Origin of the sequence: Thioalkalivibrio sp. ALgr1, from assembly GCF_000378285.1 — a bacterium.
GTDB lineage: Bacteria > Pseudomonadota > Gammaproteobacteria > Ectothiorhodospirales > Ectothiorhodospiraceae > Thioalkalivibrio.
In genome coordinates this window covers 397,332-417,095 of record NZ_KB905132.1, presented here as the reverse complement: position 1 = coordinate 417,095, position 19,764 = coordinate 397,332, and the positions used below count along the sequence as shown (strand labels likewise).

The following is a 19,764-nucleotide window of genomic DNA, read 5'->3' as shown; positions in this document are numbered from 1 at the left end:
TGCACGGCGCGCCTTGTCTCGGAAAACCTGGGGTACCAACGCGAGTGTGTACATTGATCAGTGCTTCCCTAGCTGTTCCAGCATGCTGAGGGCCTCGTTGTCGGTTTCGGGGATGCCGCGCCGGATGGTCATCTGGTCGTTTTCTGTGAACTCCAGGCGGGCATGGTGGCGGGTGTCCAGCTCCTCCAGGAACCAGGCGATCTCGGAGGGGTGGACCGCCCGTTCGCCCCGTATCAGGTGCCGCGCGAGGATCGCATCCTCGCGGATGTCCAGGTAAAGCGGCTGGGGCAGCGCCAGGGGCAGCACATGGGTCTGTACCAGCCACTCGATCGGCGTGGGGCGCCGCGTCGGCAGACGGCGGCTGTCGATACGGAAGTGCCCGCCGCCGCCGGGCTGCTTCAGCAGTTCCTCCAGCCAGTCGCCCTCGAAGCCCTGGTGCACGATCAGCGAGCGGCCGGTATAGCGGCTGCGAAAGCGTTCCATCTGTTGCGCGGGGCGTGGCCCGAACAGTCCGAACACGGCAACTCCATGGGTCAAGGTGGGATCGCCGGAATGCTAGCCCAAACGCCTGTCACCACAAAAAAGCCCCGCCGGAGCGGGGCTAGGGGAACTTCCGGAGCGCTTGCGCTCAGCCGCGACGCGACAGCATGTCGTGGATGATCGGCGCGAGGATGACCTCCATCGCGAAGCTCATCTTGCCGCCGGGCACCACGATGGTGTTCGGCCGGGACATGAAGGAGTCGGGCAGCATGTTCAGCAGGTAGGGGAAGTCCACACCGAACTTCTTCGGCTCCCTGAAGCGGATGACCACCATGCTCTCGTCGGGGGTGGGGATGTCCCGGGCGATGAACGGGTTGGAGGTGTCCACCGTCGGCACGCGCTGGAAGTTGATGTCGGTGTGGCCAAACTGCGGGGTGATGTAGTTCACGTAATCCGGCATGCGGCGCAGGATCGTGTCCACAATCGCCTCGGCGGAATAACCACGCTCGGCATTGTCGCGGAAGATCTTCTGGATCCACTCGAGGTTTACGATCGGCACCACGCCGATGCCCAGGTCCACGTGCTGCGCGGCATTTACTTCACCGTTCACGACCAGGCCGTGCAGGCCTTCGTAGAACATCAGATCGGTGCCCGGCTGGATCTCTTCCCAGGGGGTGAACTCGCCCGGGCCGAGGTTGGTGCCGAGACGCTCGTTGTGAGCGGCGGCTTCCTCGTCGGAGTGCAGGTAGTAGCGCTTCTGGCCCTGGCCGGTCTCGCCGTAGGTCTTGAACAGATCCTCGATGCGATCGAACAGGTTGGCCTCGGGGCCGAAATGGGAGAAGTGCTGATTGCCTTCGTCGGCGGCCTTCTGCATGGCCTCCTTCATCGCCTTGCGGTCATAGCGATGGAAGCTGTCGCCCTCGATGACGACCGGGTTGATCTGCTCGCGGCGGAAGATCGACTCGAACGAGCGCTTCACGGTGGAGGTGCCGGCTCCCGAGGAGCCGGTGACCGCGATCACGGGATGTTTTTGCGACATGGGGTTTCTCCTTGCATAGCTTCTTGCGACGAATAGTGTACGGACGAGTTTAGAAAATGAGATTGAGCATCAGCATGGCCACGATACCGAACAGCAGCGTCATGATGCCGCCGGCCTTCATGTAGTCCTTCACCCGGTAGCCGCCGGGGCCCATGATCAGGGCGTTCACCTGGTGGGTCGGGATCAGGAAGGAATTCGAGGTGGCGATCGCCACGGTCAGCGCGAACACGCGCGGGTCGGCGTCCATCCCCGCGGCCTGGGCGGCGATCGCGAAGTTGATCGCCAGCGGCACCAGCAGCACGGTCGCACCGACATTGGACATGACCAGCGTAAAGAACGTGGCCAGCGCGAAGATCGTCGCCTGCAGCACCCAGGGCGGGACGGTCCCCAGCAGTTCCAGCGTGTTCTGCGCAATCCACGCGGCGGTGCCCGTGTTCTCCACCGCCATCCCCAGCGGTATTAGTGAGGCCAGCAGGAACACCGTCTTCCAGCTCACCGAGCGATAGGCGTCGTCGAGGCTGATCACGCCGGTCAGGATCATGCCCAGCGCGCCGGTCAGCAGCGCGACCGACAGCATCAGGTCGGTGAACAGGATCAAGCCCACCGTCAGCGCCAGGAAGAACAGCGCATGCGGGACCTTGGAGGGGCGCAGCTCCTCGCGCGGGTAGTCGGAGGTAATCACGACAAAGTCGCGATCCTTGTCCAGGCGCGCCAGCGACTCCCAGGTGCAGTGCACAACCAGGATGTCGCCGATCTCCAGCGGGATGTCACGCAGGCCCTCGCCGAAGGTCTCGCTGCCGCGCTGGATGCGCATCACCGACAGGCCGTAGGTCTGGCGCATGGCCAGTTCGGTCACGGTCTTGCCGGCGAGGTTGGAGCCAGGCGCGATGGCGACCTCGGCGACCCCCGAGCGGCTGGTGTCCAGCGCGTTCGCAAACACGTCCAGGCGCGTGGTGGGGCGCTTGCGCGTGCCCTCGCACAGCTTTTCCATGCGCGCGGGGCTGGCGAGCACCGCCAGGTGCGAGTTGGCCTGGATCTCGTAGCCGGTCCAGGGGGCCATGCGCAGCTCGTCGCGCACGTAGGTGCCGACGATGGCGATCCCGGTCTCGCGTTCGATCTCGGCCACGGTGCGGCCCACCAGCGGGTCCTTCTCGGGAACGAATACTTCGTGGATCTCGTAGGACAGGCCGTATACCCGCTGGAAATACTCCTGTGCACTCTCGCGCTGCGCGGACTTGGACTTGACCGAAGGCAGTACGAAACGGCCCAGCACCACGAAGTAGACGATGGTAGTGGCCAGCAGCGCGAGGCCGATCGGGGTGACGTCGAACAGCTGGAAGGGCTCCATGTTCGACGGCAGCAGGTCATTCAGCAGGATCAGCGGGCTGGAACCGACCAGGGTGATGGTGCCGCCGACGATCGCGGCGAAGCCCATCGGCATCAGCAGGCGCGACAGCGGGATCCCGAGGCGGCTGGAGATCCGGCTCATCACCGGCATGAACAGCGCGGCGGCGCCGATGTTCTGCATGAAGCTCGAGATGACGCCGACGGTGCCGGAGACCGTCGGGATGATGCTCTTCTCGGTGGTGCCGCCCACGCGCATGATGAAGGCGGCCACCTTGTGCATCACGCCGGTCTTGTCGAGACCGGCGCCGATGATCATCACCGCGATGATCGCGATCACCGCATTGGAGGCAAAACCGCTGAACAGTTCGTCCTGCGCGACCAGCAGCCCGAGCCCGGGCACCAGCGTCAGCAGGCCGAGCAGCACCATCACCGAGATGGCAGCCAGGTCCACACGGATGACCTCCGTCACAAACAGGAAGATGGTGAACGCCAGTAGCGCGAGCACCACGATCATCTCGGTGGTCAGCGTAAGGTTTTCCATGTATCGATTTCGTATCCTGAAGACCCGCACCGGACGGTGCAGAGCCGGGGCTGAGGGGGCTGGCGAGTGGCCCTGGCCGGTGGCCAGTGGCGTGGGAGGCGTCGCCGGTGCTTCCCCTTGAAAGCGCGCGATTATTTCATCCCGGGCGGTTGGACGCAAAAAGCGGGCCGTTCGGACCTTTCGCGAGACGCTGGCTGTCGTGCGCCGGCCGGTCGGTTATGCTGGTCGAAAACTGTCAGGGAGACGCCCCATGTCCGATGCCCCGCTTTGCCGTTTCGAGACGATCGTGCTCGCGACTGACGGCTCCGAGTTCAGCGAGTCGGCCGAGGCTGTCGGCCTGGATCTGGCCCAGCGTTGCGGGGCCCGGCTCATCCTCGCGCGTATCATTCCTACCGATACGCAGCACGACGCACTGTCGCCCCGGCGCAGCCACGATGCGAGCGTGACCGCGCAGGGCGACCTGGACGTGCTCGAGAAAAAGGCGCGCGAGCAGGGCCTCGATGCCCTGCCCATCCTGCGCCACGGAGTGGACCGGCATCAGGAGATCGTCAAGATCGCCGAGGAGTACAAGGCCGGCCTGATCGTGATCGGGCGCCGCGACCGCAACGATCTCGCGCGTCTGATGGTCGGCGACGCGACGCGCAAGGTGGTGGGCACGGCGCCGTGTAACGTCATGGTCGTTCCGCGTGGCGCGCAGGCGCCGCACCGGGGGCTGCTGGTCGGGACCGATGGCTCCGAACTGGGCGATCAGGCGGCGCGTGCGGCGATCGAACTGGCCGGCTATTGTCAGCTGCCGATCACCATCGCCTCGGTCGCCGTGCCCGGCCAGAGTGACGAACGCCGCCAGGAGGGCGTCGATGCGATCCAGCGCCTGCAGGGCGAGGCCCGGGAGCAGGGCCTTCAGGCGGACGCGACCTTCGAGGAAGGCCGCGCCGAGGTCACCCTGATTGACGTGGCGCGGCGCGACAATCGCGACCTGATCGTCGTGGGCAGCCACGGACGTACCGGCCTCAAGCGTCTGCTGATGGGTTCGGTGTCCGAGCGCGTGATTGGCGGTGCTGACTGCCCGGTGCTGGTGGTCAAGGGCCTGAACGTCTAGGGAAACATTTGTTTCCCTGGTCGCACTCCCTGGTTCACGATTCCCCCTGAACCCCTTCTGCCCGGCGTTTGCCGGGTTCCCCAACTGGATTCCTCTCGATCTCGATGGCTCTGCTGACCCTGCGCGATATCCACCTGGCCTATGGCATGGCGCCGTTGCTGGATGGCCTGAATCTGAGCCTGGAGCCCGGCGAACGCGTGGCGGTAGCCGGGCGTAACGGCGAGGGCAAGTCGACCTTGCTCAAGGTGATTGCGGGTGCAATCCAGCCGGACTCGGGCGAGGTGGTCCGCCAGGACGGCCTGGCGACCGCATACCTGACCCAGGAGCTGCCGCCCGGGGTCGAGGGCACGGTGTTCGATGTGGTCGCCGAGGGGCTGGGCGAGGCCGGGCAACTGCTGGAGCGTTTCCATCACCTGAGCCAGGCCGCCGCCAGTGGTGACGCCGAGGCCCTGGAGAAGATGGGCCCGGTCCAGGCCCGGCTGGAGGCGATCGACGGCTGGAGCCTGCAAAACCGGGTCGAAACGACGCTTTCGCGCCTGGAGCTCAACCCCGAGGCCGGATTCGCTGCGCTCTCCGGCGGGCTCAAGCGTCGCGTCTGGCTGGCGCGCGAGCTGGTGCGCGAGCCGCAGCTGTTGCTGCTGGACGAGCCGACCAACCACCTGGATGTGGCTGCGATCCGCTGGCTGGAGGAGTTCCTGCGCGGGAGCGGGCTCACGGTGGTGTTCATCAGCCATGACCGCCAGTTCATGGAACAGGTCGCCACTCGCATCCTGGAGCTGGATCGTGGCCAGGTGTACGAACACCCGCCCTCGATCGAGGCCTTCCGCACGCGCCAGGCCGAGCGCCTGGAGGTCGAGGCGCGTCAGCGCGCCGAGTTCGATCGCAAGCTGGCGCAGGAGGAGACCTGGATCCGCCAGGGCATCAAGGCCCGGCGTACCCGCAACGAGGGGCGGGTGCGCGCCCTGCAGGCCCTGCGCAAGAAGCGCGCCGAACGACGCGAGCTGGGGGGGCAGGTACGCATGCAGCTGTCCCCCGAGCAGCGTTCCGGCCGTTTGGTGATCGAGGCGGAGCATGCGGACTTCGGCTACGGCGACACGCCGGTGGTGCGCGACGTGAACCTGCTGCTCCAGCGTGGCGACGCCCTGGGCATCATCGGCCCCAATGGCGCCGGCAAGACCACGCTGCTGCGCGGGCTGCTGGGCCAGGTGGAGCCATTTTCCGGAACGGTCAAGCTGGGCACCCAGCTCGAGATCGCCTATTTCGACCAGGCACGGGCGCGTCTCGACGAGACGACCACCGTGCAGGATGCGGTCGGCGAGGGCCGTGACCGCGTCACCGTGAATGGCGAGACCCGACATGTGCTGAGCTATCTCGGGGATTTCCTGTTCCCGCCGGAACGCGCGCGCCAGCCCGTATCGGCCCTGTCCGGTGGCGAGCGCAACCGGTTGCTGCTGGCCAAGCTGTTTCTGCGCCCGGCCAATTTGCTGGTACTCGACGAGCCCACCAACGACCTGGATGTCGAGACCCTCGAGCTGCTGGAACAGCTTCTGATCGAGTACACCGGCACGGTGATCGTGGTCAGCCACGACCGCGCGTTCCTCGACAACGTTGCGACCAGCACGCTGGTGCTGCCCGGCGATGGCACGGTCGAGGAATTCGTCGGCGGTTGGTCGGACCTGCCCGCACGCGTCACGCAACGCCTGCTCACGCGCGAAGCGGATACCGGGGCCCAGGAGGCGCCCGCCGCACCCGAGGCCCGCTCCGAGCCGACGTCCGCGGTCGCGGAACCGCCGCCCCGCGCCCGCAAACTCTCCTACAAGGAGGCTCGCGAGCTGGAGGCCCTGCCAGGCCAGATCGAGGCGCTGGAAAACGAGCACCAGTCGCTGGCCGAGGCCCTGTCGGATCCAGAGGTATTGCGCGATGGGGAGCGCGTGCGCGAGTTGCAGGCCCGGCTCGAACAGGTCGAACGAGACCTGGCGGTGGCTTACGAGCGCTGGGAGGCGCTGGAATCACCCTGACTCTTTCCGCGTCATTCGGTGTGATGTGATTCTCAAAACGGCCAGGGCTCAACTTCAGGGGAAGGCGGCCGTAACAGGGGATGAATCGTCTCTACAGGCAGCGGAATGATCCGTTTGCACGTGATGGCATGCGCCCGGCAGAAGGCGCTGAGGAAGGAGTCAACACCATGCTGGACAAACTCTCCATTCGGGGGCTGCTGATCGCCGGCTTCGGGCTGGTCGTCGCGATCCTGATCATCAATTCGCTGCTGGCACTGCGTGCCCTGAATGTGGGTGGACAGGGCGTGGCTGAACTGACCCAGTCCGACTATCCGGCGGTGGCACGCGTCAACGACGTGGAGCAGCTGTTGCAGGAGAGCGCCGCCTTCCTAGGCTTCTACCTGATGAGCGAGGAGGACGAACACCGCGACGCCTGGCTGAATGCGATGGACGAGCTGGACGTCGCCATGGATGCCCTGGTCAACGATCCGGTCGTGCAGGGCTCGGATGAACTGAGTGCCTCCGCGGAACAGGTGCGCGCGAACATCGATGGCTTCGCCGCACACCGTGAGCGCCTGATTGAAGTGGCCGAGGACGTGGCCCAGAACATGCCGGCCCAGGGTGTCGCCAACTCGCGCGCCAACCCGGCGACCATGCAGATGACCCAGTTGACCAGCACCATGATCGACGAGGAGATGGCGCGGGCACGCTTCCAGCGCTCGTTCGAGCGTCTCGGCGATTTCTACAGCCTGCGTACCAACCTTCTGCAGATCACCTCGAACCTGCGCGGTTTCATCGCGTTTCGTGATGACTCCTTCGAGCAGAACCTGCGTCTGTACCTTGGCCAGACACACGACGTGCTGGCGCGGTTGCTGGAACAGTACGACGAGCTCGATTTCGAGCAGCAGATCGCGGTCGAGGACTTCGAAGGGCTCCTGAACGAGCTGGATAGCGCGATCCAGGACATCGTTCGCATCCACGGCAGCGAGGAGGCCCTGCAGGACGCCTTCCTGATCCGTACCGAGGTCGGCCCGGTGATCTTCGAGGCACGTAATGAACTGCAGCAGTTGTCCGAGCGCATCACCGGCCGTGCTGAAGTGTCCGCCGCCGAGCTGACCGCGACCATGCGCAATACCCAGGTGACGCAGGGCGTCCTGGCGCTGATTGGCGTGATCCTGGGAGTGGTCGGCGCGGTCTTCATCATCCTGGTGGTGCGCCGTGCGCTGGCTCACTCGACCGAGGCGCTGGAAGAGATCGCCGACGGCGATGGCGACCTCAGCCGCCGTTTGGACGAAAACGGTCTGATGGAGACGGCCCAGCTGGGGCGTGCGTTCAACCGCTTTACCGACAAGATTGCGCAGGCGATTGGCAACGCCCGTAGCGGTACCGAGACCCTGAACCGTGCGACTGAGAACCTGAATCAGGAGGCCTATCAGGCCCGCGAGGTGGTCTCGCGTCAGCGCGACGAGACCGAGCGCGTCGCCACGGCGATCAACGAGCTGCAAAGCAGCGCCGAGGAGATCGCGCGTAATACCGATGCCACCTCCCAGGCCGGACAGGAGGCCAGCGGTGCGGTGAACAACGGCGCCGACGTGATGGAGAAGAACATCGAGTCCATGTCCTCCCTGCTGGGCACGGTCGAGCAGGCCGCCGGCACTGTAGCCAAGCTGGGTGAAGACTCGAAACAGATCGGCACCATCCTTGAAGTCATCCGCGGCGTAGCCGAGCAGACCAATCTGCTGGCCCTCAACGCGGCGATCGAGGCCGCCCGTGCCGGGGAACATGGCCGCGGGTTTGCCGTGGTGGCCGACGAGGTACGCAAGCTGGCGACCCGCACGCAGGAGTCCACCGACGAGATCGAGAGCATGATCTCGCGTCTGCAGACCGCCACAGGCTCTGCGGTGAAGGCGATGCAGCACGGCCAGGAAGAGGCCGAGACCACCATGGAGCACACCGCCGAGGTGAACGGCGCCCTGCAGCAGATCCGCCAGTCGGTGACCACGATCGTGGAGATGACCGATCAGATCGCGGTTGCCGCGCGTCAGCAGAGCACCGTGGTCGAGGACATCAACCGCAACATCGTGCAGATCTCCGACGGGGCCGATCAGTCTGCCAACACCGCCGATCGGGTCAGCGCGGCCTCCGACGAGCTCAAGCAGGTCGAGCGCGAGATCCAGCAGGCGCTGGCCCAGTTCCGGCTCTGATGACGGCTGGATCAGCCCGGGGGCTGCCCCCCGGACTCGACCCGGGTGCGCCAGGCCTGCGCGGCCTGACGCAAACGCCGTACCACGCCGCGGCGTCCGGAGACCCCCAGACGGACAGCCAGGTCGTCCCAGTCGATCGGTGGCTCCAGGGCGGTGGCCAGCACCGTTCCTTCTGTATCGGTCGGCGGCTGCGCGCGTAGCTGGCGGACCAGGGCCGGGAGTACCCATTCCAGTGGCCGGGCGCGCTCGGCGAAGGCCTTGAGCTCCGCCAAGTCCCTTGCCATCGCCGGATCAGGTCCGGCCTCCGGAAAAAGGGCTTCCAGCGCCCGTGCCAGGGCCGTTTCGTGCCAGGGCCACAGACGATCCCGCCATGCGGGCCAGTCCCGGGCCTGTGCGGCTGCCAGGCATCGTATCGGCCCGGCGAGCGCGTCATCGACCGCCTTCAGGACTACACCCCCTGGGCGGCCGCTGTAGGGATCCGGGCGCAGGCCGGCACGTAGCAGGTCGAAGCCCCCGCGTTTCCACAGCCCGAGCAGGTCGGGATCCAGGCCAAAGCTGGCCCCGACCATGCCGATACCCTCGGCCCGAGCGCGTTCGGTGATCTGGTGCAGCAGCCGCTGTCCCAGCCCGCGACCCTGCCAGTGCGGATGCACCGCGATGCGCTGGATGCGCCAGACCGGGTGCCGGGCCAGGTCGAACGCCCCCTGGGCTGCCAGCACGCAGGGCAGAAAATGCCCCTGGGGTCGGCGCTCTCCTGCCCAGACCGCTTCGGCCATGCTGGCGTCCAGTCCCGGCTCCACGCCCACCAGCACCACGCCGAACAGGGCCCCGTCGCGGATGCCCTCGAGCGTCAGCAGGTGGATGGCGGCGTCGTCCAGCCAGCGCTGCAGATCCGAGGGCCGGGTGCGGTAGTGCGCATCGGCCAGCAGGCCGGCCACGGCCTCCAGTCGCCCGGGCCGCGCTGCCAGTTCGGATGCCTGACTCCAGTGCCATCGCACTGCCTGCGGCTCTGGCGCGGCACTGCGGGCCCCCAACAGGAACAGGTCATCGATCCAGCGCTCCAGCGGGTCGCCGGGTTCCCAGCGCACTGGCGTTTCCAGGCGCGCGTGCCGCACGCGAAGACCCGCCTGTTCCAGTGCGGGCAAGGCGCGCAGCCGAAAGCCCTGCCCGCTCCCCTCGAAGCCACCCGTCGTAGTCGCCAGCACCAGTCGTTGCCCCCGCCGTGCCAGCCGCAGGAGGTGGTCGACCGGGAGTGCGGCGGCCTCGTCCACCACCAGGGTTTCCGATTGGGCGGCCGCCGCCTCCAGCGCGGCAGGGGCGTGGTAGCGCAGCTCTTCGGGGACACGGCCCAGGTGCACTTGTATGGCCTTGTGTACCGCCTGGACAGCCGCCTCGGTCGGGGCTGTCAGGGCCATGCCCCTGGGCGTGGGGGTCGGAGAGGATCCGGCCATCCAGTCCCCCAGCAGGGTCGATTTGCCGCGGCCGCGGGCTGCGGTCAGGACGCCGCATTCGCCGGGTACCAGTGCATCCAGCAGTCTGCGGGCCGCCTGCTGGTCCGGCGTCCACTCAAAGGGTGTTCTCTCGCTACGCGGGAGTGGCCAGCGATCCGGTCCTTCCTGGACCCATTCCACCAGTGGCGCCCGCAGCGCTGTGCGCCAGCGCCTGGACCAGGCCCCGTGGCCGGGTTCGTCCACCAGCAACAGCAGAATCCCACCACCGCGCAGGAGCCCGGCGGCGATCGCAAGGGCATCACCGGGAAGGGGTGTGGTGGCCTCGAACACCACTGCATCACACTCGTGGCCCAGCCAGTGGCCGGCCTGGGCCGGCCGGGTACGGGGCACGCCTTCTGGTGGATGGCTGCCCACCCAGAGCGGTTGGCAGTTGTCCGGCATGCGCGCCAGCCAGCGCGTCGCCTGGTCCCGACCCTGGTTCGACCCGCGGAGCGCGAGCACGCGCCGAAAAAGGGTGTTCACCGCCATCCCCATTCGCCTTTCGGCGTGCCCGGCAAAATATCCGGGTAATCGTGCAGAGGCCCGCGCGGCCCCACGCTGCCAGCAGATTGTTGAGAACGGGTTCTCAAGTTTTCGACTCGGAGGCCGTACAAGTATTCTACAGGGACCCTGTATTTTCTTGTACAGATCCTGTACAAAAGAGTCCGGAGCATGGGGATCCGTCGCTTCGTCACTCACAAAGGGTACTGCACATGAACAAGGTTCCGCTGCCGGAAAGGCTGCGCATCGACACGGTGGGCGAATGCTGGGAGAGCCTGCGAGGGGCGATCGAGGCAGGCCAGCCGGTCGCGCTGGAGGCAGCGGGTGTGCGGGATGTCGACGCTGCGGGCGCCCAGATGCTGCTGATGGCAGAACAGGCCGCTCGCCACCAGGGTCAGGCCCTGGTCTACGAGTCCTGCAACAACACCCTTGAACAGGCGCTGGCCGCACTGGGTCTGGCTGAACTGCATGCCCGGATGCAGGCCGCGCCTGCCACTCACGACCCGATTTGAGGACATAACGTATGGCGAAGGTACTGGTGGTGGACGACTCGGCCTCGATGCGCCAGATGGTCGCATTCACGCTCAAGCAGGCGGGCCACGAGGTCACCGAGGGCCGCGACGGCAATGATGGGCTGAGCAAGGCCCAGGGCCAGAAGGCGGATCTCGTGATCACCGACGTGAACATGCCGGGTATGGACGGCCTGCAGATGACGCGCGAGCTGCGCAAGCTCGGCGACTACAAGTTCACCCCGATCCTGGTGCTGACTACCGAGGCCGGCCCGGAGAAGAAGCAGGAAGGCAAGGCGGCCGGCGCGACCGGCTGGCTGGTCAAGCCGTTCGACCCGGACCAGCTGATGAACACCGTGAACCGGGTGCTGCGCTAGTCATGTCCATCGACATGGCCCAGTTCGTCGACGCCTTTCTCGAGGAGAGCTTCGAGGGGCTGGAGCGCATGGAGACCGAGCTGCTGGCGCTCGAGGGCGGTGGCGATCCGGAGACGTTGAATACCATCTTTCGTTCCGCGCACTCCATCAAGGGCGGGGCCGGGACCTTCGGCTTTGCCGCGATCTCCGAATTCACCCATGGCGTGGAGACCCTGCTCGACCGCCTGCGTAATGGCGAACAGGCCGCCGACCGTGACACGGTCAACCTGCTTTTGCGCGCGGTGGACATCCTGCGCGCGCAGCTGGAGGCCGCGCGCGACGGCGGCGAGGCGGACCCGGCCGAGGTGGCCGAGGTGCGCACCCTGATCGAGGCCCATCTGGGCGAGCCGTCATCGGCCGAGCCGGCACCCGGGAGTGCCGGTGGGGAGTCGCGCGCCGGCTCGGGCTGGCGCATCCACTTCCGGCCGCACCGCGACCTGATGCGTACCGGCAATGACCCGCTGCGTATGTTCGAGGTGCTGGAGGAGCTCGGCGAGCTGCGGGTGACCTGCGAGACCGGTGATCTGCCGGATACCGCCGCCGGCTTCGACCCGGAGGACTGCTACCTTGCCTGGACCCTGGAATTGGAGGGTGACGCGACCGAGGATCAGCTGCGCGAGGTCTTCGAGTGGGTCGAGGATGAGTGCGACCTGAGCATTGAGCCGCTGCCATCCCCCTCCGCGCCCAGCGACCAGGACGTGCCGGTTGTGGAGGAAAGCTCAACCGGGGAGCGAGAGCCCGCCGAAGGTGGCGCCCGTCAGCCCGCCGCCAGTCGGGGGGCCGAGTCCAGCTCCATGCGCGTCAATACCGGCAAGATCGACGCCCTGATCGACATGGTCGGCGAACTGGTGATCACCCAGTCCATGCTGACCGATATCAGCGAGCAGCTGGAGGACGACCCGTCGCAGGTGGAGGCACAGATCGAACGCCTGCGCACCGGCCTGGCCGACCTGGAGCGCAACACCCGCGAGTTGCAGGAGAGCGTGATGGGCATCCGCATGGTGCCGATCGCGCAGATCTTCAATCGCTTTCCGCGGCTGGTGCACGACATCTCCGGCAAGCTCGGCAAGCAGATCGAGCTGACGCTCAAGGGTGAATACACCGAGATCGACAAGACCGTGATGGAGCACCTGGGCGACCCGCTGGTCCACCTGGTGCGCAATGCGGTGGACCACGGCATCGAGCTGCCCGAGGCCCGTCGCGCGGCCGGGAAGCCGGAGACCGGCCAGGTCACGCTGGAGGCCTACCATCGCGGCGGCAACGTGATCATCGAGATCCGCGACGATGGCAAGGGCATGGATGCCGAACGCATCCTCGCCAAGGCGCGCGATGCCGGCCTGGTCGGCCCGAATCAGCACCTGGAACGCCACGAGGTCCTGCAGTTGATCTTCGAGCCCGGGTTGTCCACTGCCGACCAGGTGAGCGACCTCTCCGGGCGCGGCGTTGGCATGGACGTGGTCCGCAAGAACATCCGCGGGCTCGGCGGCAACGTGGAGCTGGAGTCTCAACCCGGTAAGGGCTCGCGCCTGACCATCCGCCTGCCGCTGACGCTCTCAATCATGGACGGCCAGCTACTGAAGGTGGGCGAGGAGACCTTCGTGATCCCCCTGATCGCGATTGTCGAGTCGCTGCAGACGCAGGCCGGCAGCGTGCAGCAGGCCTTCGGCAAGCTGCCGCTCTACCGGCTGCGCGACGAGTACATCCCGATCGTGGACCTGGCCGCCCTGTTCGGGCGCGCCGAGCCCAGCCCGCTGCCGGACCCGGCCCTGCTGGTGGTAGCCGAGGCCGACGACCAGCGCGTGGCCTTGCGGGTGGATGACCTGCTCGGCCAGCAGCAGGTCGTGATCAAGACACTGGAAACCAACTTCCGCAAGGTCCCCGGTACCGCTGGCGCCACCATCCTCGGGGATGGTCAGGTCGCCCTGATTCTGGATGCGGCGGGCATCGCGCGAATGGCCGCCAGGCGCGACACCCGCGCGGCCTGACCTACAAGGAGCCAAGCATCATGGCGAACGACGCAACCCAGTCCATCCACGACCCGGCCACGGCCGGCGAAGACCAGTACCTGACCTTCATCCTCGCCGAGGAGGAATACGGCGTGGACATCCTGCGGGTGCAGGAGATCAAGGGCTGGGAACGCCCCACACCCCTGCCGAACACGCCCGACTACATCCGTGGCGTGATCAACGTGCGCGGAATGATCGTTCCGATCATCGACCTGCGCCTGCGTTTCGGCATGGAACCGCTGGACTACGGTCCCACCACCGTGGTGATCATGCTGCGCGCGATCAACGAGGACCGCGAGCGCGTGATGGGGGTGGTGGTCGACGCCGTCTCCGAGGTCTACAACGTCGGCGCCGAGGACCTGCAGCCGGCGCCGGACTTCAACACCCGTATCGGAGTCGACTTCGTGCGTGGCCTGGCGACGCTGGACGAAAAGATGATCCTGATGCTGGATATCGACACCCTGCTCGGCGCCGGCCTGATCGCCAGCGCCGATGCCATCGAAGCGGGGGCCACGGCCTGAGGCCGGCCCGACAAGGACGATGCGGACCATCGCGGTGATCAACCAGAAGGGGGGCGTCGGCAAGACGACCGTGACCCTGAACCTGGCGCATGCCCTGGCCCTGGCCGGGCATCGGGTGCTGGCGATCGACGCCGACCCGCAGGGGCATCTCTCCATGGCCTTCGGGCTGGAGGATCCGGCCGGCCTGGATCAGGTCCTGCAGGGTGGCGCGCGTCTGGAGGACGCCTTCAGCGAGGCCGGCAACGGGCTGCAGATCGTCCCCGCCGGAGAACAACTGCAGGAGGTCGAGAACCTGAACGAGGGTGGAGCCGCGCGTGGCTGGCGCCTGCAGAAGGCCCTGGACCGGCTGGAACAGCCCTTCGATTTTGTGCTGATCGACTGCCCGCCCTCGGCCGGACTGCTGGGCATGAACGCCATTATCGCCGCCGACGAGATGCTGATCCCGGTCGCCGGCGACTTCCTGGCCCTGAATGGGCTGTCGCGATTGATGCGCATCCTGCAGGGCATCGAGGCGCGCCTGGGTACGAGCCGGCGCAAGTGGATCGTGCTGTCGCGTTTTGTCGAACAGCGCCGCCACGCCCGCGAGGTGCGCGAGCGCATCCGCGAACACTTCGCCGATGCCCTGCTGCCCACCACCATCCGCGAGACGGTGGTGCTGGCCGAGAGCCCGAGCTTCGGGCAGACGATCTTCGAGTACCAGCCGCGCCACCGCGCGGCCGCGGACTTCCAGCAACTGGCCGCCGACCTGATCGCGGCCGGGGCACAAACCAGCACCCGCCTGACGGCGGCACACGCCTGAGCCGCGAGCCAGGGAGAACACGGGCCATGACCACACGCAAACGCAACAAGCTGGGCAACGACCCGCTGGGCTGGATGGACCCATCCGGCACGGCCCGCGAACCGGGCTCCGACAAGGCCTCGAGCGAGCGCCCGGCTTCGGACGAAGCCGCCCCCGAACCCCGGTCCGGCCCGAAAACCGAGACGCCGAAAACCAACAAACCCGCCCGCCGCCGCACCTCGGCCGCGCGCCATACGAACAAGCCAAGCGAGGACACCCCCATGGCCGCCAATCCGCAAACCGACGCCGCAGAAATCGACCCGAACGAGATGATGGACGGCCGCTTCATGCGTGCCGCCTGCGAGGGTTCGCAAATGGCCGTGATGATGTGCGACGACGACATGAACATCATCTACGCCAACGAGGCGGTCGTCAGCCTGCTGCGCAAACGCCGCCACATCCTGCAGCAGCACTTCCCGAGCTTCGATCCGGACAACCTCGTGGGACAGTCGATCGACCAGTTCCACAAGGATCCGTCGCATCAGCGCGCCATCCTGTCGAACCCGGCGCGCATGCCCTACACCGCCGAGATCGAGGTCGGTGGACTCGAATTCAAGCTGCAGGCATCCGGGATCACCGATGACGACGGCAGGATCATCGGCAGCATGGTCGAGTGGCAGGACGTGACGGAATGGAACGAGGCGGACCGCGAGCGCGCGCGCTTTGCGGCCGCGATCAACGGCGCCTCGTCCTCGCTCATGATGTGTGACGAGAACATGACCATCACATTCTCCAACGCCGCCCTGACCGCGATGTTCCAGAAACACCGCGAGGCCTTCACCAAGGCGTTTCCAGGCTTCGACCCATACAACATGGTGGGCCAGTCGATTGACCAGTTTCACTCGGTCCCGTCGCATCAGCATTCCATCCTGAAGGACCCGTCCAGGCTGCCGTACGAAACCGAAATCAGCCTGGGCGACCTGCGCTTCTGGATTAACGCGACCGCGATCATCGACGACGAAGGCAATTACGCCGGCAACATGCTGGAGTGGCGGGATGTCACCGAGATGCGAACCGCAGAGGCCGAGATCGACGCACTGATCCGCGACGCCGCAAGCGGCAAGCTGGGTGAACGTCTCGAGGCCGAGCGCTACAGTGGGTTCACCCAAAGCGTGGCGGAAAGCGTCAACGAACTGCTAGATGCTGTCGTGCCCCCCGTTCGGGAGGGATCCCGCGTCATGCAGGCCATGGCGGAAGGGGATCTGAGCGTCCGCATGGAAGGCGAATTCCGCGGCGAGTTCGGCGAGTTCCGCGACGCCATCCATACCTCGCTGGACAACCTCGACAACCTGGTCGGTCAGATCCTGGAGGGCGCCGGCAACGTGCGTTCGGCGTCCGCCGAGATTGCCCAGGGCAATACCGACCTGTCCCAACGCACCGAGGAACAGGCCTCCTCGCTGGAGGAAACCGCCTCCTCGATGGAAGAGATGACCTCCACGGTCAAGTCCAACGCGGACAACGCCCGCCAGGCCAATCAGCTCGCCAGCGCCGCGCGCGACAAGGCCCAGGAAGGGGGCGAGGTGGTCGACAAGGCCGTCACCGCGATGGGCGACATCAACCAGTCATCGAAGAAGATCGCCGACATCATCGGCGTGATCGACGAGATCGCGTTCCAGACCAACCTGCTGGCACTGAATGCCGCTGTGGAAGCGGCCCGCGCCGGCGAACAGGGTCGCGGCTTCGCGGTGGTCGCGACCGAGGTGCGCAACCTGGCGCAGCGCAGCGCCCAGGCCGCCAAGGAGATCAAGACCCTGATCAACGACTCGGTGGAGCGCATCGGCGAGGGCAGCAAGCTGGTCGACAACTCCGGCAAGGCCCTGGAGGACATCGTCGACTCGGTGAAGAAGGTTTCCGACATCATCGCCGAGATCGCCGCGGCCAGCGAGGAACAGTCCACCGGCCTCGACGAGATCAACAAGGCCGTGACCCAGCTCGACGAGGTCACCCAGCAGAACGCCGCCCTGGTCGAGGAGGCCGCGGCCGCCAGCGAATCGCTGGACGACCAGTCGCGCGAGCTGCTGGACCTGATGAGCTTCTTCAAGGGCGAGCAGGCCGCGGCCGCCGGGCAGGCAATGAGGCAACCGAGTGCCCGTTCGGCTCCGGCGGGCGCCCGCGCCCAGAGCGGCGCCTCTGCGCTGAAGCGGCCGGCCTCTGCCAGTGGCAACGCCGTCAGCAAGCGCCCGACCCCGGCCCCGTCGCGCCAGGAGGCCTCCGAAGAATGGGAGGAGTTCTGAGGATGGGGGCTCGATGCTAGATGGCCGCTTCCGATCGCCTGAGCGAACGCGACTTCCGGCGCGTGGTGCGCCTGACGCAGGAACGCACCGGGATCATGCTCAACGAGAGCAAGAAGGAGCTGGTCTTCAGCCGGCTCTCGCGGCGGCTGCGCGTGCTCGGCCTGGATGCCTTCGACACCTACCTGGACCGGGTCGAGGGCGGCGACGAGGGCGAGCTGGAGGAGTTCATCAATGCGCTGACCACCAACCTGACCGCGTTCTTCCGCGAACCGCACCACTTCGAGATGCTGGGCGGTCCGGTTCTGGCGGAGCTCCGGCGGGCCAACCCGACCGGCCCGCTGAAGGTCTGGTCGGCCGGCTGCTCCACCGGCGAGGAACCCTACTCCATCGCAATGACGCTGGCCGAGGCCCTGCCGTCGCCGGAGGATGTGCGCATCCTCGCCACCGATATCGACTCGCGCGTGGTCGCCCATGCCGATGCCGGGGTGTATGACGCCAAGCGTGTCACCGGGATCCCGCGAGCGCGCCAGAAGCGCTGGCTGTTGCGCGGGACCGGCGCCAACGTGGGCCGGGTCAAGATCCGCGACGAGCTGCGCGGCATGCTGAACTTCCGCCAGCTGAACCTGTTCGACCCGTGGCCCATGAAGGGCCCGCTGGACGTGATCTTCTGCCGCAACACGCTGATCTATTTCGACAAGCCGACGCAGAAGCAGCTGGTGGAACGCTTTGCGCGCCTGCTGCGCCCGGAGGGCTACCTGTTCATCGGGCATTCCGAGTCGCTGTTCCGCGTGACCGAGGACTTCCGGCTGCTGGAGCAGACGTTGTACCGGAGGGCGGCCTGATGTCCGCCCTGCCGCAGCTGCACGATGGCGCCTTCGCGCACATCAATCGCTACTGGGACCGAGTGCACGCCTGCCCGGCCGCGAAGCTGCTGCCGGGGGAGTGCTACGTATCGGTCTCGCCGACCGAACTGATCACCACGGTGCTGGGCTCCTGCGTATCCGCCTGCATGTGGTCGCCCAGCGCCGGCATCGGCGGCATGAACCACTTCATGCTGCCGGACGGCGCCCGTGACAGCGGTTGGGGACCGGCGGTCTCCAATGCCACGCGCTACGGCACCCATGCGATGGAGTTCCTGATCAACGAACTGCTGAAGCTGGGCGCGGAGCGAAGCGACCTGCGCGTAAAGATGTTCGGCGGCGGCCGCGTAATGGCCGGGATGACCGATGTCGGCGCCGGCAACATCACCTTCCTGCGCCGCTTCCTGCGCGAGGAGAACCTGGACCTGGTCGCCGAGGACGTCGGCGGACACTGGCCGCGCAAGGTCGTGTTCTTCCCCGCCACCGGGCGCGTGCGCATCAAGAAGCTCGTGTCCCTGCACAACAACACCCTGCTCGAGCGCGAGCAGGACTACCGCCGCCGGCTGCAGGACGATCCCCTGCGGGGCGACGTGGAGCTGTTCTAGATGCCCGCCACTGCCAAGCCCGTTCGCGTCCTGGTCGTCGATGACTCGGCCCTGATCCGCAAGCTGCTGACCGAGATCCTCGGCGCGCAGGACGGGATCGAGGTCGTGGGTGCCGCGACTGACCCCTATGATGCCCGCGAGAAGATCAAGCAGCTGGAACCGGACGTGCTGACCCTGGACGTAGAGATGCCGAAGATGGATGGCATCACCTTCCTGCGCAACCTGATGCGCTTGCGCCCGATGCCGGTGGTGATGGTCTCCTCGCTGACCGAGGCCGGGGCCGAGGTGACCCTGGAGGCGCTGGAGATTGGCGCGGTGGACTTTGTCACCAAGCCGAAGGTCGATGTGTCGCACGAGCTGCAGGCCTACAGCGACGTGCTGGCCGAGAAGGTGCGCGCGGCCGCGCGGATGCGCCTGCAGGCCCGCAGTGCCGCCACGCCAGCCCCGCAGCGGCTGGCCGCCGTGGGCGGTCGCCTGAAGACCACGGATCGGGTCATCGTGCTGGGGGCCTCTACCGGGGGCACCGAGGCCCTGCGCGAGGTCCTGACCGCGCTGCCGCCGGACGCCCCCGGCATCCTGATTACCCAGCATATCCCGGCGGGCTTCAGCAAGGCCTTCGCCGAGCGCATGGACCGCAACACCGCGCTCAGCGTGAAGGAGGCCGCCGATGGCGATGTCGTGATGTCCGGTCACGCCTATGTCGCCCCGGGCACCGACTACCATCTGCGCCTTGCTCGCGACGGTGCCCGCTATGTCTGCCGCCTCGACACCTCGGCGCCGGTCAACCGGCACCGGCCGAGTGTGGATGTGCTGTTCCGCTCGGCCGCCGAACAGGCGGGGGCCAACGTGGTCGCCGCCCTGCTGACCGGAATGGGGGATGATGGCGCCGAGGGTCTGCTGGCCCTGCGCGAGGCGGGCGCCCACACCGTTGCCCAGGACGAGGCCACCAGCCTCGTCTGGGGCATGCCCGGGGAGGCCGTGAAGCGGGATGCAGCCGTGCAGGTATTGCCACTGAACCGTATCGCCGCCGCCCTGATCCGCGACCACCGCGAATCCGCCCGAACGGGCATCTGAACA

Annotated in this window: 15 protein-coding genes and 2 pseudogenes; 13 read left to right on the top strand and 4 right to left on the bottom strand. The window is 66.9% G+C overall.

Annotation, left to right across the window (positions count from 1 at the left end):
• Positions 1-57 precede the first annotated feature (57 nt).
• The 3 genes from F466_RS0101980 to F466_RS0101970 all read right to left on the bottom strand — a co-directional run bounded on the left by F466_RS0101980 (position 58) and on the right by F466_RS0101970 (position 3,407).
• Positions 58-519, bottom strand: coding sequence for a hypothetical protein (locus F466_RS0101980; protein ID WP_018993347.1), 462 nt, complete (start codon positions 517-519; stop codon positions 58-60).
• A 109-nt stretch (positions 520-628) separates the two neighbouring features.
• Entirely contained in the window at positions 629-1,519 is an 891-nt protein-coding gene (locus F466_RS0101975; RefSeq protein ID WP_018137575.1) for a phosphoribulokinase, read from the bottom strand.
• 49 nt (positions 1,520-1,568) lie between these two features.
• Positions 1,569-3,407, bottom strand: coding sequence for an SLC13 family permease (locus F466_RS0101970; RefSeq protein ID WP_018137576.1), 1,839 nt, complete (start codon positions 3,405-3,407; stop codon positions 1,569-1,571).
• A 250-nt stretch (positions 3,408-3,657) separates the two neighbouring features.
• Here F466_RS0101970 and F466_RS0101965 point away from each other — a divergent pair, with 250 nt between their 5' ends.
• From F466_RS0101965 to F466_RS0101955, 3 genes are all read left to right on the top strand, one after another.
• Positions 3,658-4,506: a universal stress protein gene (locus F466_RS0101965; protein ID WP_018175057.1), complete on the top strand. Its 849-nt coding sequence runs from the start codon at positions 3,658-3,660 to the stop codon at positions 4,504-4,506.
• Between the two features lie 104 nt (positions 4,507-4,610).
• Positions 4,611-6,524, top strand: coding sequence for an ATP-binding cassette domain-containing protein (locus tag F466_RS0101960; protein WP_018993346.1), 1,914 nt, complete (start codon positions 4,611-4,613; stop codon positions 6,522-6,524).
• A 167-nt stretch (positions 6,525-6,691) separates the two neighbouring features.
• Positions 6,692-8,707: a methyl-accepting chemotaxis protein gene (locus F466_RS0101955; protein WP_018993345.1), complete on the top strand. Its 2,016-nt coding sequence runs from the start codon at positions 6,692-6,694 to the stop codon at positions 8,705-8,707.
• An 11-nt stretch (positions 8,708-8,718) separates the two neighbouring features.
• On the opposite strand, the gene F466_RS0101950 is transcribed toward F466_RS0101955, so the two are convergent.
• Positions 8,719-10,686 carry a GNAT family N-acetyltransferase gene (locus F466_RS0101950; RefSeq protein WP_026296397.1) on the bottom strand — a complete coding sequence of 656 codons (1,968 nt, stop codon included), beginning with the start codon at positions 10,684-10,686 and terminating at the stop codon, positions 8,719-8,721.
• 224 nt (positions 10,687-10,910) lie between these two features.
• Between F466_RS0101950 and F466_RS0101945 the strand changes: the two genes are divergently transcribed.
• The 10 genes and pseudogenes from F466_RS0101945 to F466_RS0101905 all read left to right on the top strand — a co-directional run bounded on the left by F466_RS0101945 (position 10,911) and on the right by F466_RS0101905 (position 19,761).
• Positions 10,911-11,210 carry an STAS domain-containing protein gene (locus F466_RS0101945; RefSeq protein WP_018993343.1) on the top strand — a complete coding sequence of 100 codons (300 nt, stop codon included), beginning with the start codon at positions 10,911-10,913 and terminating at the stop codon, positions 11,208-11,210.
• Between the two features lie 11 nt (positions 11,211-11,221).
• Positions 11,222-11,584 (top strand): response regulator, encoded by a 363-nt coding sequence (locus tag F466_RS0101940; protein ID WP_018139564.1) that lies wholly within the window; start codon positions 11,222-11,224, stop codon positions 11,582-11,584.
• A gap of 2 nt (positions 11,585-11,586) precedes the next feature.
• Positions 11,587-12,304 (top strand): annotated as a pseudogene (locus F466_RS13845) (Hpt domain-containing protein); the annotation flags it as partial.
• Positions 12,305-12,396: 92 nt separating this feature from the next.
• A pseudogene (locus F466_RS13840) lies at positions 12,397-13,608 on the top strand (chemotaxis protein CheA); the annotation flags it as partial.
• Positions 13,609-13,628: 20 nt separating this feature from the next.
• Positions 13,629-14,150 (top strand): chemotaxis protein CheW, encoded by a 522-nt coding sequence (locus F466_RS0101930; RefSeq protein WP_018139562.1) that lies wholly within the window; start codon positions 13,629-13,631, stop codon positions 14,148-14,150.
• A gap of 19 nt (positions 14,151-14,169) precedes the next feature.
• Positions 14,170-14,949, top strand: coding sequence for a ParA family protein (locus F466_RS0101925; RefSeq protein ID WP_018993341.1), 780 nt, complete (start codon positions 14,170-14,172; stop codon positions 14,947-14,949).
• Positions 14,950-14,975: 26 nt separating this feature from the next.
• Positions 14,976-17,222, top strand: a complete 2,247-nt coding sequence (locus F466_RS0101920; protein ID WP_018993340.1) for a methyl-accepting chemotaxis protein — start codon at positions 14,976-14,978, stop codon at positions 17,220-17,222.
• 20 nt (positions 17,223-17,242) lie between these two features.
• Positions 17,243-18,064, top strand: coding sequence for a protein-glutamate O-methyltransferase CheR (locus F466_RS0101915; RefSeq protein ID WP_018993339.1), 822 nt, complete (start codon positions 17,243-17,245; stop codon positions 18,062-18,064).
• Positions 18,064-18,687 carry a chemoreceptor glutamine deamidase CheD gene (gene cheD / locus F466_RS0101910; RefSeq protein WP_018993338.1) on the top strand — a complete coding sequence of 208 codons (624 nt, stop codon included), beginning with the start codon at positions 18,064-18,066 and terminating at the stop codon, positions 18,685-18,687. Before F466_RS0101915 ends, cheD begins: the two co-directional genes overlap by 1 nt.
• Positions 18,688-19,761, top strand: coding sequence for a chemotaxis response regulator protein-glutamate methylesterase (locus tag F466_RS0101905; protein WP_018139557.1), 1,074 nt, complete (start codon positions 18,688-18,690; stop codon positions 19,759-19,761). It abuts the gene before it with no gap.
• The last annotated feature ends 3 nt before the right edge of the window (positions 19,762-19,764 follow it).

What these genes read in the sequence shown, in the direction of transcription:
- F466_RS0101950 (WP_026296397.1), bottom strand. Translation starts at nt 10,686, where the DNA reads ATGGCGGTGAACACCCTTTTTCGGCGCGTGCTCGCGCTCCGCGGGTCG.
- F466_RS0101965 (WP_018175057.1), top strand. Translation starts at nt 3,658, where the DNA reads ATGTCCGATGCCCCGCTTTGCCGTTTCGAGACGATCGTGCTCGCGACT.
- F466_RS0101920 (WP_018993340.1), top strand. Translation starts at nt 14,976, where the DNA reads ATGACCACACGCAAACGCAACAAGCTGGGCAACGACCCGCTGGGCTGG.
- F466_RS0101975 (WP_018137575.1), bottom strand. Translation starts at nt 1,519, where the DNA reads ATGTCGCAAAAACATCCCGTGATCGCGGTCACCGGCTCCTCGGGAGCC.
- F466_RS0101955 (WP_018993345.1), top strand. Translation starts at nt 6,692, where the DNA reads ATGCTGGACAAACTCTCCATTCGGGGGCTGCTGATCGCCGGCTTCGGG.
- F466_RS0101915 (WP_018993339.1), top strand. Translation starts at nt 17,243, where the DNA reads ATGGCCGCTTCCGATCGCCTGAGCGAACGCGACTTCCGGCGCGTGGTG.
- F466_RS0101970 (WP_018137576.1), bottom strand. Translation starts at nt 3,407, where the DNA reads ATGGAAAACCTTACGCTGACCACCGAGATGATCGTGGTGCTCGCGCTA.
- F466_RS0101905 (WP_018139557.1), top strand. Translation starts at nt 18,688, where the DNA reads ATGCCCGCCACTGCCAAGCCCGTTCGCGTCCTGGTCGTCGATGACTCG.
- F466_RS0101940 (WP_018139564.1), top strand. Translation starts at nt 11,222, where the DNA reads ATGGCGAAGGTACTGGTGGTGGACGACTCGGCCTCGATGCGCCAGATG.
- F466_RS0101925 (WP_018993341.1), top strand. Translation starts at nt 14,170, where the DNA reads ATGCGGACCATCGCGGTGATCAACCAGAAGGGGGGCGTCGGCAAGACG.
- F466_RS0101960 (WP_018993346.1), top strand. Translation starts at nt 4,611, where the DNA reads ATGGCTCTGCTGACCCTGCGCGATATCCACCTGGCCTATGGCATGGCG.
- F466_RS0101930 (WP_018139562.1), top strand. Translation starts at nt 13,629, where the DNA reads ATGGCGAACGACGCAACCCAGTCCATCCACGACCCGGCCACGGCCGGC.
- F466_RS0101945 (WP_018993343.1), top strand. Translation starts at nt 10,911, where the DNA reads ATGAACAAGGTTCCGCTGCCGGAAAGGCTGCGCATCGACACGGTGGGC.
- cheD (WP_018993338.1), top strand. Translation starts at nt 18,064, where the DNA reads ATGTCCGCCCTGCCGCAGCTGCACGATGGCGCCTTCGCGCACATCAAT.